The organism is Mycolicibacterium xanthum (assembly GCF_019710635.1).
Lineage (GTDB): Bacteria > Actinomycetota > Actinomycetes > Mycobacteriales > Mycobacteriaceae > Mycobacterium > Mycobacterium xanthum.
On sequence record NZ_JAIFZS010000045.1, the window covers coordinates 71,441 to 87,052 of the forward strand.

Below are 15,612 nucleotides of genomic sequence, written 5' to 3' on the forward strand. Positions count from 1 at the left end.
TGCCAGGGCGGGTCTCTCTCGCTGGGGGGCTGTGGCTCCCCATCAGGCCCTGTTGGTCAGGAAACGGTGGCCGGGGCCAGGAACTGCAGCAGGCGACGGTTCAGGTAGTCGGGCTGTTCCAGCGGAATCCAGTGTCCGCCGGGGACCGCCTCGAACGTCCATGTACCGTCCACCCAGTGCACGGAGTTGCGCATCTGCGATTCGACGAGGAACGCATCCCGGTCACTCCAGATGCCCAGGGTGGGCGCGGCGACCCGGGGCTGCTTCCGAACCAGCACGGTGACCAGGCTGGCGCGGTAGACCCGCACCGCCGCAGTCAGCCGGCCGGGAGCGGACAGTCGTCGCAGGACCCCCTCGATGTCGGGATGCGACCCGAACACCCGCCGTAGGCTCAGCGGCCCGCGGCCCGGCAACAACCGTTCGGCGATGCCTGCCATGGTGAAGTAGGCGATGTACCAGCCGGCTCGTTTCTGGTCGAGACCGGCGCGGGCGTAGGCCATCGGGTGGCCGACCGACATCACCGCGAGACGCCGCACGGCGCCGGGATGGTACCCGGCCAACAGCCACGCCGACACCGCGCCGATGTCATGTCCCACGACGTCACATCGCTGGATTCCGAGTTGCCGCAGCAACTCCCAGTGGTCATCGACGATGCTGCGGATGTTGTAGTCCGTCCGTCTGGCGGCGATCTGCGACTGCCCACAACCGATGGTGTCCGGTGCCAGGCAGCGATAGCCGGCGTGGTGCAGTGCTGCTATCTGGTCGGCCCACATCTCTGCGGTATCGGGAAAACCGTGCAGCAGCAGCACGACCGGACGCGTGGTGTCACCGGGCGCGGAATCGAGGTAGGACAGCCGCAGGCCGCGACTGACGAACTCGTGACGAGTTGCTGGGGCTGCCACGGTGCACTCCTGGCGTCGGTCGACGGTGGGTCCGATGTCAGTGTCGATGATGGACCGTTGGGTGGCGACATACACCCTCCGGGGGCCGCAATTGTCCCCTGAAGTCAAGCAATCGTCCCCTGCGGTCAGTACCGCTGACGCGTCCCCGGGCAACCCCGCGAAAAGTGTCGGGGAGTGGGCGCGCCGACTCCTCGGCCCCCGGGCTACCGGGACCTCGCTCGCTGAGACATATCCAGACCTGGCAGGGCCCTGGTGGGGGCCGCCCTGTGAGATGTGCGACGCGCCGGTTTCAGTGCGACGGCCGCGCCGCGTGACGGGTGTTCGGCGCGGTGTCGGCATGCTGTTCTTCCAGCAGATCCTCGATGTCGTCCCGCTCGATGGTGGTGGCAAGCGGCGTTTCCCTGATGAATGCGAGTGCAGCGACGGCGATCACCGCCAACGGCACCATGAACAGGAAGATCGGCAGCAACGCCTCGTTGTAGGCCTCGAGGATGGGTAGCCGCAGTGCATCGGGCAGGTCCCTGACGGCGGCGGGGGTGAGGGCGTTGGTGTCGGTTGTGCCAGAGGTGTCGGGCAGCCTTTCGGTCAGCAGGCCGACCAGACGGGAGGCGAAGACCGACCCGACGACGGCGGAGCCTACGCTGGCCCCGACCTGGCGGAAGTAGTTCGTCGCGGCGGTCGCCGTGCCGACGATCGCGGCCGGAAAGGCGTTCTGCACAATCAGGATCAGGATCTGCATGCCCATGCCGATCCCGATGCCGAGGATGGCCATGTAGCCGCACACCAGCCAGACCGGGCTGTCGATGTGCAGCGTCGATATCAGGAGGAGGCCGACCCCCATCACGACTGCGCCCATGGTCGGATACCGCTTGTACCGTCCGGTCTGCGATACCAGCCGACCGCACACGACCGACGCCCCGAGCAGTCCACCCATCATCGGGATCATCAGCAGCCCGGCTTCGGTGGCATTCACTCCTGACGACATCTGCAGGTAGGTGGGCAGGTACCCGATGGCGCCGAACATCGCGACGCCGAACAACAGCGCGGCGACGGTGCTGAGGGTGAAGTCGCGTTTCTTGAACAACGGCAACGGGATAAGTGGGTGGGTTGCTTTGGATTCCACGACCGCAAACAGGAACGAGGAGCCGATCGCCGCAATGATCAGGCCGATGATCTGTGGAGAGCGCCACGCGTAGGTGCCGCCGCCCCAGGTGCAGACCAGCACGACTGCGGTGGTGGCGACGGCGATGAGTGCCCCGCCCAGGTAGTCGATTCGCGGTCGTTCGGCGTGGCGCGTTCTGGGTAGTCGCAGAAAGGCGATGGTGGCGAGGATGGCGACGGCACCGAGGGGCACGTTGATCCAGAACGCCCACCGCCAGCCGGGACCCTCGGTGAACCAGCCGCCCAGCAGGGGACCGGCCACGGAGGCGACCGCGAAGACAGCACCCATGAGCCCCATGTACTTTCCGCGGTCGCGTGCCGGCACCACATCGGCGATCGCGGCCTGGGAAAGGATCATCAGGCCGCCGCCGCCGGCGCCCTGAATCACCCGGCCGACGATGAGCCACTCGATATTCGCAGCCTCGGCGCCGATGACCGAGCCGGCGACGAACAGCGAGATTGCGGTGACCAGAACCGGTCTGCGCCCCAACAGGTCGCTGATTCGGCCGTAAATCGGCATCACGATCGTCGAGGCCAGGATGTAGCCGGTGATGACCCAGGTCATGTGGTCGATGCCGTGCAGTTCGCCCACGACGGTCGGTAGCGCGGTGGACAACACCGTCTGGTTCAGCGACGCCAGCAGCATCGTGACCATCAGGCTGGCGAACAGTGGGACAACGCTTTTCGCCGTCGTCTCTTGGTGCGTGAGCGGGTCAGCGGGAGTCAAGAGATTTCCCTCAAGGCGTTGCGGAAGACGGAGATCGCCGCCTGGACGGCCGCGGAATCGGCTGACTCGAAGGCCTGAGGATCGCTCAGGTAGGCGTAGCGCAGCACCGTGCCGGCGAGCATCAGCAGTGCGCGAGAGGATTCGGCCGACCTCGGCTGCGGACCCGAACGGGCGAATCGCTCGCTCAGCGCGACCTCGGTGAGCGTCTCGGCGGCCACCACAAGCTGCGCCATCCGCTCACGCAGCTGCGGATACCGCGCGATGAGTCCGCGTCGCTCCTCGATGACGGTCCCGGCGACAAACGTCGAGCGGACGATGGCCACGATCAGCCCCACCGTGCGGGTGAACGGGTCCGCATCGACCTCGTCGACGAATGTCGACAGCGCCTCCTCGGGGACTGTCGGCGGCGTCGCCCCGAGTACCGCGTCCTCCTTGGATGCGTAGTAGTTGAAGAACGTCCGACGCGACACCCCCGCCCGGCCGGCGATCAGGTCGATCGTCGCATCCGCAAACCCCACCTGATCCACCAACGAGACCGCCGCATCATGCAGGTCCACAAGCACCTGCTGGCGATGACGTTCGCGCAGCCCAGTGCCCGCAATGCCCATGGATGCAACACTACACTAGTGCAAAGTTGCACAGGTGCAGAAGCGCTGGTCCCACGCCCAAGTCGGCCCGGGCGCGCTGCGCAGCGGGCAGCCGGGAAATCCTGATCGGGCTCGATCCCGGGCCGGCGCTGCGGACACTGGAAGCCAAGATCCTCGACCAGTCCGACGATCCGTTCCACCGGCGCCGCCAGCGGAGGCCTCGGAATCGGGGCGACCACCGTCGGACCGCGCCTCTTGGCGGCGATTTGCCGCTGACTTGTCGTGCCAGGGCGTGGGTGGCATCGCGAACTGCTCGTCGCCGATGCCGGGCCGCAGCGTTCTGATGACGCACGGCTCCCGGCGCTCGCTTCGAAATTCCAACGGCGGGCATGGCGGCTACCGTGGTGTGATGGCCGACAACGAGGTGATGGACTTCGACGGCGGCGCGAGCGGTCCGCGCTCCCCTCGGGGGGTCTATGACGTGGGCCGGGAACCCGACCCCCTCTACACGCTGGCCAACGAACGGACGTACCTCGCGTGGTTGCGGCTGGCGGTGACGCTGCTGGCGGGGGCCGTCGCCATCGACCGGCTGTTCCTCGAGCACCCCACATTCGGCAGCCAGGCCCTCGCCCTCGGCCTGGTCGCGATCGCCTTCGGTGCGTGCGGACTCGGTGTACGGCGCTGGTGGGCGACCGAACGCGCTTTGCGGCAGCGCCGCCCGCTACCCGGCTTCGGAGCCCCGCTGCTGGGCATCGTGGGCATCCTGCTGGTCGGCGCCGGCGTGATCGTCCTCGTGCTCACCCCACGGGGCTGAGCCGATGAACGTCGGGAAGGTGTGGGGAGACCAGTACCCGTTCGAGCGCAACCACCTGCAGCGCACGATGACGCTGCTCGGCCTCATCGGCGTGCTCGCGGTCACCGTCATCATCCTCGTCCACGCGAATATCACAGGGCTCCTGGGCATCTCGCTGATCGGTGCCGGTTGCCTGTCCGCGCTGGCCGCGGTATCCCGGCACCGCTACGTCCGGGAGACCCGGTTGGGGTTCGAGATCCTCAGGAGCCGGGGAGGCCGGTTCGTGCTCGGATCGGGGCTGGCGTTCGCGGTGGTGGGAGCGCTGGTCGCGTTTCTGATTCTGCTCGGGTGACGGTCGTCGAAGCGTCACAACGTCGTTCGCGGTGGCTGGATCAGCCGATCAGTGGAGCACAGATCTTGCGAAGCAAACCGGCAAGTGTCTTACGCTCTGCGGCGTACAGTCCCGCGAGGATCCGGTCTTCGTCGGCAAGCCGGCGGGGTAGTTCGCTGTCGACCACCGCGCGTCCTGCCTCGGTCAACGTCAGCAGCACCACCCGTCCGTCGCGGGCGGACTTCCTCCGCTCCAATAGTTCCCGGCGGACCAGGCTTTCGGCGATCTTGGTGATCGATGCTCCGCTGAGCATAGTGGTCGACACGACCTCGCTGGCCCGCAGCGGGCGACCGGCCCGCGCCAGTGCGCTGAGAACGCCGAACTCCGAACGTGTGACGCCGCGCGGCTGCAGGATCAGATCGAGGCGCTGGTTGCAGGTCGAGGCGATCTGCTGCACACGTCCGAGCACCTCGATCGGTGAGGTATCCAGGTCGGGGCGCGCTGCGGCCCATTCGTGGCAGATGTGATCGACGGCGTCGGTGTACGCTAGCCCGGCGTACGTTCGGTGGCGTGTGCGAGCAGCGCTCGGGCCACCCACTCGACCCGCCGCTGCGACTCGTCGAGTGACAGATCGCTGTGCAGCATGGCCGTCAGTGCACTGGTCAGTGCGGCGTTGAGACCGAAGCTGACGCTGGGAACATCCTGCGGCGGAAGGTCTTTCAGTAGGCTGTCGAACATCTCGGCGTTCGTGCGCGCCATCCTGTCTACCGCCGCTCGCACCTCGGGGACCGCCGAGGTCGTCATCTGGAGCATCAATGCGGTCATCGCGGGGTTGCGCTGGAAGGCGCGCAACGCGCGCCTGAGATAGTCCAGAATGCCGGGCAACGGATCCTGGCCGGGCGGAGTGTTGGCCAGCACCCGCCGGGTGAGCCGCTTCTGCCAGTCTTCCAGCGCGGCGGCCAGCAGATGCTCCTTCGAGCTGAAGTAGCGGTACACCGTTGCCAGTGCCACCCCGGAGCGCTGCGCCACATCGCGCATCTGCACCGCCTCCGAGCCCACCTCCGCGATCAGGTCGATCACTGTTTCGACGAGCCTGGCGCGCCGCGCCAGCTGGCTGCTGGTCATGTCTGCCACCGCGACCACGGCGGGAGCTGGGGTGTTGACGGTGACCTCCTCGTCCGGCCCGGCTGTGCGAACAGCAGCGATTCTACGAGAACATCCTTCTCTGTTCCAGACTGCTGCCACGGCATTATGCAGCAACAGCGATCTGAAATCGCAGCTAGTGGTGATATCAAGCCTTGACATAGGTAGAACCGTGTTTCAGCATGGTCGGAAGAGCGGTCCATTGCGGCCGTCGAGATGCGATCGGAGGATGACGTATGGCCGGACCCGTAGGCCTGCCGGTGATCGACACGATGATCGGTTTCCCCCACGAAGGTTCCGCCCAGTACGACTTCATCCGTAAGCAGACCAAGGACCGCCAGTCCAAGGAGGATTTCGACTTCCCGGTAGAGTACATGTTCAAGGACGTGCCCAAGGGTCTGCCGACCGACGATCCGGTGTCGTTGCTGCTGCAGCAGATGGACCGATTCGGCATCGAGAAGGCGATGATCGGTGTCGGTGAAGAGTCGGCCCGGCTCGCCCTGAAAACCTTCCCGGACCGGTTCATCCCCTCCGGTGCGCTGGTCGACCCCAACGACGTGATGGGCTCGGTCCGGGCGATCCGCCGGGAGTTCGAGGAGTTCGGTATCCGGGCGACGTCGGTCTTCCCCGCCGGAACGTTCCCGCAGGTGCCCATCGACGATCCCAAGATGTACCCGATCTACGCCACCTGCGTCGAACTCGGCATCCCCATCTTCGTCTGCGCCGGCATTCCGGGTCCACGTGTTCCCTTCGCGTCGCAGGAGGTCTCGCGCATCGACGTGGTGATGTTCGACTTCCCCGACCTGGTCTTCGTCACTCGCCACGGCTGTGAGCCCTGGGAGGACCTCGCGGTCAAGCTGATGCTCAAGTGGCCCAATCTGTACTACTCGACGTCGGCGTTCGCCCCCAAGTACTACCCCAGGGCGATCCTCGACTACGCCAACACCCGCGGCGCGGACAAGATCATCTATGCCGGCTATTTCCCGATGGGTCTGTCGCTGGAGCGGATCTTCACCGAACTGCCCAAGGTCCCGTTCAAGGACGAGGTGTGGCCGAAGTTCCTCTACGGCAACGCCGCCCGGATCCTCGGACTGGACGGCTGAGCCCCTCACCAGAAGACCGGAGCCGGGAAGACCGAAAGGACAACATGCGATGACCACGCAGCTACCGTTCAAGTTCTTCGACTGCGACAACCACTACTACGAGGCTCTCGACGCGTTCACCCGCTACATCGAGCCGGAGTACAAGAAGCGTGCCATCCAATGGGCCGAACTCGACGGCAGGCAGCGGCTGGTGGTGGGTGGCCGGGTCAACAGGTTCATCCCGAACCCGACCTTCGACCCGGTGGGCAAGCCCGGTGCGCTCGACGAGTACTTCCGCGGCCGCAACCCGCGCGGTGCGGACCTGAACGCACTGTTCGGTGAACTGGAGCCGATCAGTCCGGCATACCGGGACCGGGATGCCCGGCTGGCGCTCATGGACGAGCAGGGCATGCAGGGCTGCATCATGCTGCCCACCCTCGGTGTCGGCATGGAGCAGGCCCTGCTGGGTGACCTGGATGCCGCCGCGGCGACCTTCCGCGCCTTCAACCGGTGGATGGAGGAGGATTGGGGCTTCGCCTACCAGGACCGGATCTTCGCCGCCCCGTACATCACGCTGTGTCAACCGGACAATGCCGTCCGGGAGCTGGAGTGGGCGCTGGAGCGCGACGCGCGGTTCATCGTGATGATTCCCGGTCCGGTCGCGACCGCGGTCGGCATGCGTGCCCCGGCCGACCCGATGTTCGACGAATTCTGGCAACTGGCCAACGATTCCGGGATCACCGTGTGCTACCACTCCGGCGAGACGTATTACTCGAAGTTCATGCCCGCGTGGGGCGAGGCCGACTACATGATGTCGTTCCAGACCCTGCTCGGCTTCCGGTCGTTGTTCTCCGGGGATCCCATTCAGGACACTTTCGCCAACCACCTGCACAAGGGCCTGTTCCTGCGCTTCCCGAACCTGCGCATGGCGTGCATCGAGAGTGGATCGACCTGGGTGTTCCATCTTTTCGAGAAGCTGAGCAAGTCGTACGGTCAGATCCCGCAGATCTACCAGGAGGACCCACGGGAGGTCTTCCGCCGCCACGTCTGGGTGTCGCCGTTCTACGAGGACGAGCTGTCCAGCCTGCTCAGATTGATGGGCGCCGAGCACATCGTCATGGGCTCGGACTTCCCCCACGTCGAGGGCCTCGCCGACCCCGCCTCCTACATCAAGGACCTGGAGAACTTCGGCTACACACCCGAGCAGTGCCGCATCGTCATGCGGGACAACGGTATCGAGTTGTCCAAGCGGCGGCCGGTCTGACCGGACCGACGTGAAGGTCGAGAAGTCCAGCGTGGTCGCCATGCTGCTGGAAGTGGGCGAGGAGAACGCGGCCGTGCTGCTGGCGCGTTCCACGCTGCCCGACGAGCTCGACACCGAACGTGACCTCGACGTGCTGGTCACGTTCGGGCTGGAGCCCGGACAGGTGGATGAGGTCTGCAGGCTGACGGTCGGCGCCGCCGAACCCGAAGACGTCAACACCCGGCGCCGGCGCGACGACATGGCCAAGACCATCTCCCGGCGGTGGGCCGACCTCGTCGAGCATTGGGTGCGCTGAGGTCTCGGCGACCCCGGCTATGGTTTCGCCATGAGCCTTGTCACCTACGAGTTGGACGAGCACGTCGCGACGATCACCCTCAATCGTCCCGAGGCGCGCAACGCGATCAACGGTGAGCTTCGGCAGGACCTGAACGCCGCGTGGGAGAGGTTCCGTGCCGACCAGGACGCGTGGGTGGGGATCCTGACCGCCAACGGCGATGTGTTCTGCGCCGGGGGTGATCTCAAGGACGGCGAGGGGTCGGTGGGGACCTTTGCGGGCACGTTCTGGGAGAAGCCCACGATCAACTCGTTCGAGAGCGGGATGGAGTTGTTCAAGCCGACCATCGCCGCCGTCCACGGTCCCTGTATCGGTTACGGCCTGACCGGAGTGCTGTTCTGCGACTTCGTCATCGCGAGCACCGCCGCGACGTTCTCGTATCCGGAGGTGACGCTCGGGACGCCCACCATCGTCGGGGCGATCCGACTACCCGAACGGGTGCGCTGGGCCGACGCGATGGAGCTGCTGTTGACCGGGAAGCCGATCGGCGCCGAACGCGCCAAGGAGATCGGGCTGGTGTGGCGGCTCGTCGAGCCCGAGCAGCTGCAGGACGAAGCCCGGGCCTGGGCGCGCACGCTGACCGGGGCGGCGCCGCTGGCGCAGCGCGCCACCAAGGAGGTGGCGTGGCGGACGGCGAACATGGGCTGGATCGAATCGGTGCGGTTCGGGGAGACGATGCGCAAGGTCGCCTCGGCGACGGAGGACGTCGCCGAGGGCATTCAGGCGTGGCGGGACAAGCGCCGACCGCGCTGGCGCGGACGGTGAGCCGCCGGAGTCAGCCCGCCCACACGTCTTCGACGTAGCGGTCCGATTCCACCAGACCCTGCAGCCACTCCTTGGCCTGTTCGGGATCGGCTCCGTTGCGCGACCGGTAGATGTTCAGGAACGCTTCGCGCACGGCGGGCGCCATCCGGCCGCCGTCGCCGCACACGTACACGTAGGCGTCCTTGGCGGGGTCGCCGAGCAGGCCCCAGACGTCGTCGGCGTCCGCCGCGATCCGGTCCTGCACGTAGCGCACCCCGTTCTCCGAGGCGCGCGAGAACGCCGGCCGCATGCGCACGATGCCGAGTGCCTCGCCCGCCTCGAACTGGTCGCGGAAGATGTAGTCGATGTCGGGGTCGCGGACGCCGAAGAAGCACAGAGCCGGCGCAAACGGCTCGCCGGACTGCTTGGCCGCCAACCGGTCTCCGAGGAAACCGCAGAACGGGGCGACGCCGGTGCCCGCGCTGACCAGGATGACGTTCCTGGCCGGGTCGGCTCCGGAGCGGAACGCCGCACGGGCCGGATCGACGCGTGCCCGGATCGACTCGCCGGGGCCGATCGCGCCGAGGTGGTTGGACGCCACCCCCTTGAATAGCCCGTAGCCGGACCGGGCGGGTGCGCCGAGGACGCTGACGACGAGGCCGACGACCTGAGGTGAGAGCCGCGACGACGACGCGATGGAGTAGTGCCGCGGCGTCATCGGTTCGAGCAACTCGAGCAGGTCTTCCCCGGTCACGTCGCAGGCCGGGAACTCCAGCAGGCACTCCAGCGCGCTGAGGACGTTGGGTTCGCTTGCCGCCGCGAGCTCTTCGAGGCGCTGCCGCTCCGGCACGCACGGGTTGGCCGCCGCCAGCCGCTTCAACTGGCTCCGCGAGGCCGGCTTGCGCAGTTCCACGAAGTGGGTGAGCAGTTCGCGCACACTCACTTCGCGGTCCAGCGCGATGAGCCGCCGGGAGCTGCGTCGCGGGTTGATCGACAGCCGCATCTCCGGCTCGATCTCGAGCAGCTCGATCACCGTGTCCACCAGGCCGGGCGGGTTGTCGGCCAGCACGGTCAGGTGATCGCCGGTGCGGTACTCGGTACCCGCCGGAAGGGCGACGCGCACATGGTGCTTGGCCTGTCCGAAGGCCTTGTCGCTGACCAGCTCGGTGTTCTCCAGCACGGTCATCGGGGTGACGGCGAACCGGGTGTCGATCGCCGTGGTGACCGGGCCGGTGATCTGGCGCAGCTCGTAGAGCGGCTCGTCGGCGCCGCCGGGCGGTGCGGCATCGGGGTCACCGAAGCGCTCGGCGAGTGCGCCCGCCGCTGCGATGGAGAACTCCTCGACCGCCCCGGTCAGGTCGCCGGAGGTGTCCGCCGATCCCCGGGGCACCGCGCGGACACCGCCCAGTTCGGCCAGGCGTTCGTCGATGCGCTTGGGGATCGCCTGATAGGTGTCGGCCCAGTTGTGGTCGCCCACCCCCAGCACCGCGTACAGCGGTGCGCCGGCGAGCGAGGCATCGGGCCCGTTGAGCCAGGCCATGAACGCGCGGGCGTCGTCGGTGGGCTGACCGTTGTACGACGACGCGATGATCAGCGTCGCGTCCGCCTCGGGCAGTCCGCCGGCCGCACTGTCCAGCGGTGCCACCGTTGCGCTGCAACCGATGTCGGCGGCCTCCTCGGCGAGCTGTTTGGCCAGCGCGCGGCAGGTGCCGAGGTTGGAGCCGTGCAGCACCGCCAGCGTGGTGCCGGCCCGGATGGCCGACACCGAACCGGACGGCGGTTCCGGGGATGCGGCCGGAGCGGGGGCGGTGTGCCGGTCTTCGGGCGAGCGCCGCAGCACATCGAGGCAGAACCCGACCGGCCTGCGGCTGGCCGGACCGTCGAAGTGCAGCACGTAGTGTTGCGAGTCGATCAGCCGGTAGCGGTGCACCACCCGCGCCAACGCCAGCGCGGCCTCGTGCAGCGCGAATTGCCGGCCGATGCACGAACGTGCGCCGGTGCCAAAAGGTTTGAACAGGCTCGCCGGGCGGGACGCGGATCGCTCGGGGGAGAACCGGTCCGGATCGAAGAGTTCGACGTTGTCACCCCATCCCGGCTGCCGGTGCAACGCTCCGGTGAGCACGCTGACCGCCTCGCCCTTCTTGACCGGATACTGTCCACCGATGACGGTGTCGGCCAACGCCATCCGGTCGAACTGCAGCACCGGTGGGGACAGCCGCAGCGTCTCGCTGATGACCTGACGCAGATACTCGAACCTGCCGATGTCGTCGTAGCCGGGCAGGTAGTCGTCCTCGACTCCGAACACCTCGTCGACCTCCGCGCGCACGCGCGCCAGCACCGCGGGGTGGTGCACGATGTTGTACAGCGCGTTGGGCATCAGCTCCGAGGTGGTCAGCTGGCCCGCGATCAGAAACGTCATGATCTGGTTCTTGACGTTGTCCGGCTCGAGCAGAGGTGCGCCGTTCGCGTCGTGGCCGAGCATCACGTACAGCAGGTCGTCGGCCCGGCCGGGGGCATCGGCCCGATGGGCGGCCATCAGGTCGTCGAAGTATTCGTGCAGGGTGGTCAGCTCGGCGCCGAACGCGGGTGTCGGTCCGTTGGCGAACACCTCGCCCAGCGCGGCGGTGAAGCTCGCCGGGATCGGTGCCAGGCCATCGACGTCGTAGGAGTTGAACCTCGCCCCGAAGCCGGCCAGTGCGACCGTGTCCATCGCGAGCTTCTGCAGATCGGTGGACACATCGACCGGATGGCTCCCGACGCCGGCGTCCCAACGGCTGATCAGCTGGCAGTTGATGTCGAGCATCGCCGAGTGGTAGTTGCGCAGTCCGGCGTAGCTGAAGCCGGGCAGCAGGACGTCGTGCGCCTTCTGCCAGTTGGCCTCTCCGTAGAAACTGGTGAACAACCCGTCGCCGGCCAGCGGCCGGACCCGGGCCAGCGACTCGGTGAGGTTCTTGGCGAAGCGGTTCTCGTCGCAGAGTTCTTCGACCAGATCCGCCGAGCAGGCGTAGAGCTTTCGCTCGCCGTTGAAGTCGGCGTAGAACAGTGGGCCGTGCAATTCGGCCAGCAGATCGACCGGAAGTGCGTAGGGCCGTCCGGCGAGCAGGTCCTGGCCTGGAAGCGGACCCTCGGCGGAGGGGATCGAATCGAGCTCGGGCGGTGATGAGGGTCCGGGCTTCATGCCGGGGAGCCTAGTTTGACGGTTCGGCCGTCGGGCTGAAACAGCCGGGTGCCCGGTTGGCCGCGAGGTGAATATCGAGGCGTCAGTTGCAGCCCCGCAACCTGCCTGCGAGATGCATCGCTACATGCAACACTGCATGTTAGCATGCAATTATGCCCAAGACGGTGCAAATCCGTGACATCGACGACGAGGTGTATGCAGGGCTCGTCCGTCGGGCCGGGGAGGAGGGCGTGTCCGTCCCCGAGTTGCTGCGGCGGGAGGCGACGCGCCTGGCGGCCCGGCCATCGATCGCGGAGTGGCTGCGGCGGACGGGCCGCCGCCCCTCGGGACTCACCACCGACGAAGTGGTGCGCACCCTCGACGAGTGGCGCGGTGAATGGCCCGATGCTGGTCGTTGACGCATCCTGCCTTTTCGAGGTGGTGGCCGACACGGCGCGGGCCGGCCGGGTGGCCGCGCGCCTGGCAGCGGACGCCGATCAGGTGGCGCCGGAAGTCATCGACGTGGAGGTGCTCGGCGTCATTCGTGCGCAGTACCTCGGGGGCGCGCTCGACAGGACCGCTGCCGGGCAGGCGGTCGCTGATCTGCGGGACTGGCCGGGTGAACGCTTCGCGCACCGCTGGATGCTCGACCGGGTGTGGGAACTCCGAGCCTCGGTGCGGGGATGGGATGCGTTCTACGTCACCCTCGCGGAGGCCATGGACGCGACGCTGCTGACGATGGACAGCAGGCTCGCCCGTGCGCGCGGGCCGCGATGCCGTATCGAGGTCGTCGAATAACCTTCCGGCCCGGGTCGTCGAGATCCAATCTGGTTGCGTGTCAGCGGAACCGGACGTTCAGCGTGGCCAGGCCGAAGATCTTCTTGCCAGCCGACTTCGCGGCGACCACGATCACACCGGACCGGGTGGCCGGGTCCAGCGTCTTGATCCGGCCGCCGAACTCGATGTCGGCGCCCTCGGCGGCCGAGACGATCGCCGGGGCCGAGAGCCGCACCGCGTAGCGGGTGACCGCGCCCGGATCGCCGGTCCAGGTGGAGGCGAATCCGGCGCCCAGCCCCATGGTGAGCATGCCGTGGGCGATCACATCGGGCAGCCCGGCCAGCTTGGCGATGTCTGCGTCCCAGTGGATCGGGTTGGCGTCTCCCGCCACGCCGGCGTAGTTCACCAGATCACCGCGGGACAGCCGGGTGTGGTGCACCGGTAGCTCGTCGCCGACGTGCACGTCCTCGAAGGACGGCGTGCCCGGTGTACGGGTCGAACCCGACTCGGCGATCCGGATCTCGCCCGCCGGGCGCACCGTCTTGCGGTAGTTCGCCGCGGCCTCGCCCACCTCGAGGATGTTGACGTCGTGCATCATCGCGCGCTGCACGGCCAGCTTGATCGTCGGATCGACGTCCTCGGCGGTCACGCCGACGACGGTGGTGTGCAGCGTGTGTACCCGCTCGCCGGCGGTGTCGGTGAACGTGTTGGTGACGGTGATCAGGTCCCGGCCCGCGATCCGGCGCACCGAGGTCAACTCGACGTCGATCTCCAGTTCGTCGCCCGCGACGATCGGGCGGTGCTGCTCGAAGACCTCCTCGGTCTGCATGTAGGTGTCGTAACCGACGACCACGGATTCGAACATGCGGCGATTGCAGGCCATGGCCGGGGTCGACGTGAAGGTCAGCGGCGCCACCAGGCCCGGGTATCCCAGCTGCGCCGCGGCGGCGACGTCCCAATGTGCGGGGTGATAGTCCTGAACCGCGCGGGCGTACTCGCGGACCTTCTCGCGACCGACCAGGTAGGGGCTGTCGGCCCGGTAGTAATGGCCGACCCGCGACTCGAGCGCCGACGGTTCTGCTGCTGCGGTCATGACTGTGCACAGTAACGGGCGGTCGCTCCCGCCCGGCCGGACGGCTCGGTCGCGGGATTACGCGGTCATCAGGTAGTCGGCGCCACCGACGTACACGATGCCGGGCGAGGCGGCGGTCGTCGCCGCCCTGACGATCGCGGAGGCGAGTTCACCGGCTGCCCCCACCGGGGCGGTGCTGTCGGCCATCTCCCCGGAGACCACGGTGAACCCGATCCCGGCGTGGTCCAGCTCCGAGCGCATCGCATAGAGCGCGGTTTCGCCGGCGCGCTTGCTGACCGCGAACGTCGCATAGCCCTTCGGCACCGCCTTGTCGGGAAAGAAGTGGGCCTGGTGGCTGGTGACATACACGATCCGCGATCCGGCAGGCATCAGGCCCATCGCCGCGGTCGCCAACCGCTTCTGGGCATCGCGGTTGAGGCGCATGGCGCAGCCGGGATCGGCGCAGCTGTCGAGCCCGCCGGACGCGTTGAGGACCAGTGCGTCGAGCCGGCCGAAGTGAGCCCGGACGGCAGCGATCATCGCGGCGGTGTCGGCTTCGTCGGCGATGTCGGCCGCGAAGGTGCAGGCCTGCCCGCCCGCGCGCCGGATGGCCTCGGCGACCGAGTCGGCACACGCGGTGTTCTCGCGGTAGTTCACGACGACGTGCGTGCCCGGTTCGGCGAACCGTTTGGCGACTTCGGCGCCGATTCCGCGCGATGCCCCGGTGACAAGGACGATCCGTTCCGGTGCGGTTGGCATGGCGACTCCTTCCGTGTGGCCGCCGCACCCGTCGGCGAACGGTGTTGCGAGGCGGCTCCGCCCACCATACACCGAATTTAAGAAAAATAAGGGAAAAATAAGATCACGGTAAGGCAATGAATCGGACGCGCCACACCGGCGAAACCGGGCACGGAAACTTGCTGCGAGATCGACAATTGCCGGTATCCGCTGTCGGAAAGGCCGAATCCATGCGCGTAGCGGTATGTGCCGGCTGGATCGGTACGGCCGTGCTGATGTTCGGCCTGGGCGCAGCCGTGCTCGCGGGCTCGGCATGGGCTGAGACCGAAGGTGGGACCGACGTCACCTCCTCGGAAGCGACACCACCGACCCGATCGGTCGGCGATGGCGACGGGTCACCGGAGACCGATCCCCGGGAAAGCCGGGCATCGCGCAACGACGGCGACGAGCAGGGCGTCGACGCCGCCGCGGGCGCCGGTATCGACGACACCGACAGCTACGTGACCAAGCCGACTTCCGATGATCTGTCGGAGACCGCTGCGGAAGCTGGCGAAACCTTGGTGACGATCGACACACCGTCCACGACGACCCCCGAGGACGTGCAGGGCACATCGCCGTCGGCGGACTACCGCGAGCCGTCGGCGGACTACCGCGAGCCGTCGGCGGACTACCGCGAGCCGTCGGCGGACTACCGCGAGAGAGTCCCCGAGCAGTCCGCAATCGCGCACCCGGTGGCCACTTCGGACTTCGGCCCCGATCGATCGACGAGCCGCGACGTCGGTGTGGTCGCCGGGGATCCT

Annotated in this window: 16 protein-coding genes and 1 pseudogene; 9 read left to right on the top strand and 8 right to left on the bottom strand. The window is 67.6% G+C overall.

From position 1 onward, the window contains the following. Positions 1-56 precede the first annotated feature (56 nt). From JDV09_RS17895 to JDV09_RS17905, 3 genes are all read right to left on the bottom strand, one after another. Positions 57-902 carry an alpha/beta fold hydrolase gene (locus JDV09_RS17895; RefSeq protein ID WP_221370479.1) on the bottom strand — a complete coding sequence of 282 codons (846 nt, stop codon included), beginning with the start codon at positions 900-902 and terminating at the stop codon, positions 57-59. A 289-nt stretch (positions 903-1,191) separates the two neighbouring features. Beyond that, positions 1,192-2,790, bottom strand: a complete 1,599-nt coding sequence (locus JDV09_RS17900; protein ID WP_221370480.1) for an MDR family MFS transporter — start codon at positions 2,788-2,790, stop codon at positions 1,192-1,194. After that, positions 2,787-3,398: a TetR/AcrR family transcriptional regulator gene (locus tag JDV09_RS17905; protein ID WP_221370481.1), complete on the bottom strand. Its 612-nt coding sequence runs from the start codon at positions 3,396-3,398 to the stop codon at positions 2,787-2,789. The genes JDV09_RS17900 and JDV09_RS17905 overlap by 4 nt, the downstream gene beginning before the upstream one ends. Positions 3,399-3,786: 388 nt before the next feature. Between JDV09_RS17905 and JDV09_RS17910 the strand changes: the two genes are divergently transcribed. Continuing rightward, positions 3,787-4,191, top strand: coding sequence for a YidH family protein (locus JDV09_RS17910; protein ID WP_221370482.1), 405 nt, complete (start codon positions 3,787-3,789; stop codon positions 4,189-4,191). A 4-nt stretch (positions 4,192-4,195) separates the two neighbouring features. After that, positions 4,196-4,522: a hypothetical protein gene (locus JDV09_RS17915; RefSeq protein ID WP_221370483.1), complete on the top strand. Its 327-nt coding sequence runs from the start codon at positions 4,196-4,198 to the stop codon at positions 4,520-4,522. A 40-nt stretch (positions 4,523-4,562) separates the two neighbouring features. Here the strand turns inward: JDV09_RS17915 and JDV09_RS17920 are convergent, their stop codons facing one another. Both JDV09_RS17920 and JDV09_RS17925 read right to left on the bottom strand, forming a co-directional pair. After that, the gene (locus JDV09_RS17920; protein WP_221370484.1) at positions 4,563-5,099 is read right to left on the bottom strand and encodes a MarR family winged helix-turn-helix transcriptional regulator; all 537 of its coding nucleotides are present in this window, start codon (positions 5,097-5,099) and stop codon (positions 4,563-4,565) included. After that, complete coding sequence (locus JDV09_RS17925; protein WP_255605548.1) at positions 5,048-5,806, bottom strand: TetR family transcriptional regulator; 759 nt, start codon at positions 5,804-5,806, stop codon at positions 5,048-5,050. Before JDV09_RS17925 ends, JDV09_RS17920 begins: the two co-directional genes overlap by 52 nt. Positions 5,807-5,880: 74 nt before the next feature. Here JDV09_RS17925 and JDV09_RS17930 point away from each other — a divergent pair, with 74 nt between their 5' ends. The 4 genes from JDV09_RS17930 to JDV09_RS17945 are packed head-to-tail and all read left to right on the top strand — an operon-like array spanning position 5,881 to position 9,089. After that, complete coding sequence (locus tag JDV09_RS17930) at positions 5,881-6,747, top strand: amidohydrolase family protein (protein ID WP_221370485.1); 867 nt, start codon at positions 5,881-5,883, stop codon at positions 6,745-6,747. A gap of 49 nt (positions 6,748-6,796) precedes the next feature. After that, positions 6,797-7,990 carry an amidohydrolase family protein gene (locus tag JDV09_RS17935; protein ID WP_221370486.1) on the top strand — a complete coding sequence of 398 codons (1,194 nt, stop codon included), beginning with the start codon at positions 6,797-6,799 and terminating at the stop codon, positions 7,988-7,990. A gap of 10 nt (positions 7,991-8,000) precedes the next feature. Then, positions 8,001-8,285 (top strand): hypothetical protein, encoded by a 285-nt coding sequence (locus tag JDV09_RS17940; RefSeq protein ID WP_221370487.1) that lies wholly within the window; start codon positions 8,001-8,003, stop codon positions 8,283-8,285. 30 nt (positions 8,286-8,315) lie between these two features. Beyond that, positions 8,316-9,089, top strand: a complete 774-nt coding sequence (locus JDV09_RS17945; RefSeq protein WP_221370488.1) for an enoyl-CoA hydratase/isomerase family protein — start codon at positions 8,316-8,318, stop codon at positions 9,087-9,089. Positions 9,090-9,099: 10 nt separating this feature from the next. On the opposite strand, the gene JDV09_RS17950 is transcribed toward JDV09_RS17945, so the two are convergent. Beyond that, positions 9,100-12,246 (bottom strand): cytochrome P450, encoded by a 3,147-nt coding sequence (locus JDV09_RS17950; RefSeq protein ID WP_221370489.1) that lies wholly within the window; start codon positions 12,244-12,246, stop codon positions 9,100-9,102. Positions 12,247-12,398: 152 nt separating this feature from the next. On the opposite strand from JDV09_RS17950, the gene JDV09_RS17955 reads away from it, so the two are divergent. Beyond that, positions 12,399-12,644 carry a hypothetical protein gene (locus JDV09_RS17955; protein ID WP_221370490.1) on the top strand — a complete coding sequence of 82 codons (246 nt, stop codon included), beginning with the start codon at positions 12,399-12,401 and terminating at the stop codon, positions 12,642-12,644. Continuing rightward, on the top strand, positions 12,631-13,023 hold the full coding sequence (locus JDV09_RS17960) for a type II toxin-antitoxin system VapC family toxin (protein ID WP_221370491.1): 393 nt from the start codon (positions 12,631-12,633) through the stop codon (positions 13,021-13,023). Before JDV09_RS17955 ends, JDV09_RS17960 begins: the two co-directional genes overlap by 14 nt. A 40-nt stretch (positions 13,024-13,063) precedes the next feature. Here the strand turns inward: JDV09_RS17960 and JDV09_RS17965 are convergent, their stop codons facing one another. Together JDV09_RS17965 and JDV09_RS17970 are read right to left on the bottom strand one after the other, a co-directional pair. Continuing rightward, a complete protein-coding gene (locus JDV09_RS17965) occupies positions 13,064-14,095 on the bottom strand; it encodes a fused (3R)-hydroxyacyl-ACP dehydratase subunits HadA/HadB (protein ID WP_221370492.1) in 1,032 nt (343 codons plus the stop codon). 57 nt (positions 14,096-14,152) lie between these two features. Then, positions 14,153-14,833 carry an SDR family oxidoreductase gene (locus tag JDV09_RS17970; protein WP_221370493.1) on the bottom strand — a complete coding sequence of 227 codons (681 nt, stop codon included), beginning with the start codon at positions 14,831-14,833 and terminating at the stop codon, positions 14,153-14,155. A 209-nt stretch (positions 14,834-15,042) separates the two neighbouring features. On the opposite strand from JDV09_RS17970, the pseudogene JDV09_RS17975 reads away from it, so the two are divergent. Next, a pseudogene (locus tag JDV09_RS17975) lies at positions 15,043-15,612 on the top strand (hypothetical protein); the annotation flags it as partial.

Coding starts and splice junctions, on each gene's coding strand:
- JDV09_RS17905 (WP_221370481.1), bottom strand. CDS start 3,398: ATGGGCATTGCGGGCACTGGGCTGCGCGAACGTCATCGCCAGCAGGTG.
- JDV09_RS17910 (WP_221370482.1), top strand. CDS start 3,787: ATGGCCGACAACGAGGTGATGGACTTCGACGGCGGCGCGAGCGGTCCG.
- JDV09_RS17915 (WP_221370483.1), top strand. CDS start 4,196: ATGAACGTCGGGAAGGTGTGGGGAGACCAGTACCCGTTCGAGCGCAAC.
- JDV09_RS17925 (WP_255605548.1), bottom strand. CDS start 5,806: ATGTCAAGGCTTGATATCACCACTAGCTGCGATTTCAGATCGCTGTTG.
- JDV09_RS17930 (WP_221370485.1), top strand. CDS start 5,881: ATGGCCGGACCCGTAGGCCTGCCGGTGATCGACACGATGATCGGTTTC.
- JDV09_RS17935 (WP_221370486.1), top strand. CDS start 6,797: ATGACCACGCAGCTACCGTTCAAGTTCTTCGACTGCGACAACCACTAC.
- JDV09_RS17945 (WP_221370488.1), top strand. CDS start 8,316: ATGAGCCTTGTCACCTACGAGTTGGACGAGCACGTCGCGACGATCACC.
- JDV09_RS17950 (WP_221370489.1), bottom strand. CDS start 12,246: ATGAAGCCCGGACCCTCATCACCGCCCGAGCTCGATTCGATCCCCTCC.
- JDV09_RS17955 (WP_221370490.1), top strand. CDS start 12,399: ATGCCCAAGACGGTGCAAATCCGTGACATCGACGACGAGGTGTATGCA.
- JDV09_RS17960 (WP_221370491.1), top strand. CDS start 12,631: ATGCTGGTCGTTGACGCATCCTGCCTTTTCGAGGTGGTGGCCGACACG.
- JDV09_RS17965 (WP_221370492.1), bottom strand. CDS start 14,095: ATGACCGCAGCAGCAGAACCGTCGGCGCTCGAGTCGCGGGTCGGCCAT.
- JDV09_RS17970 (WP_221370493.1), bottom strand. CDS start 14,833: ATGCCAACCGCACCGGAACGGATCGTCCTTGTCACCGGGGCATCGCGC.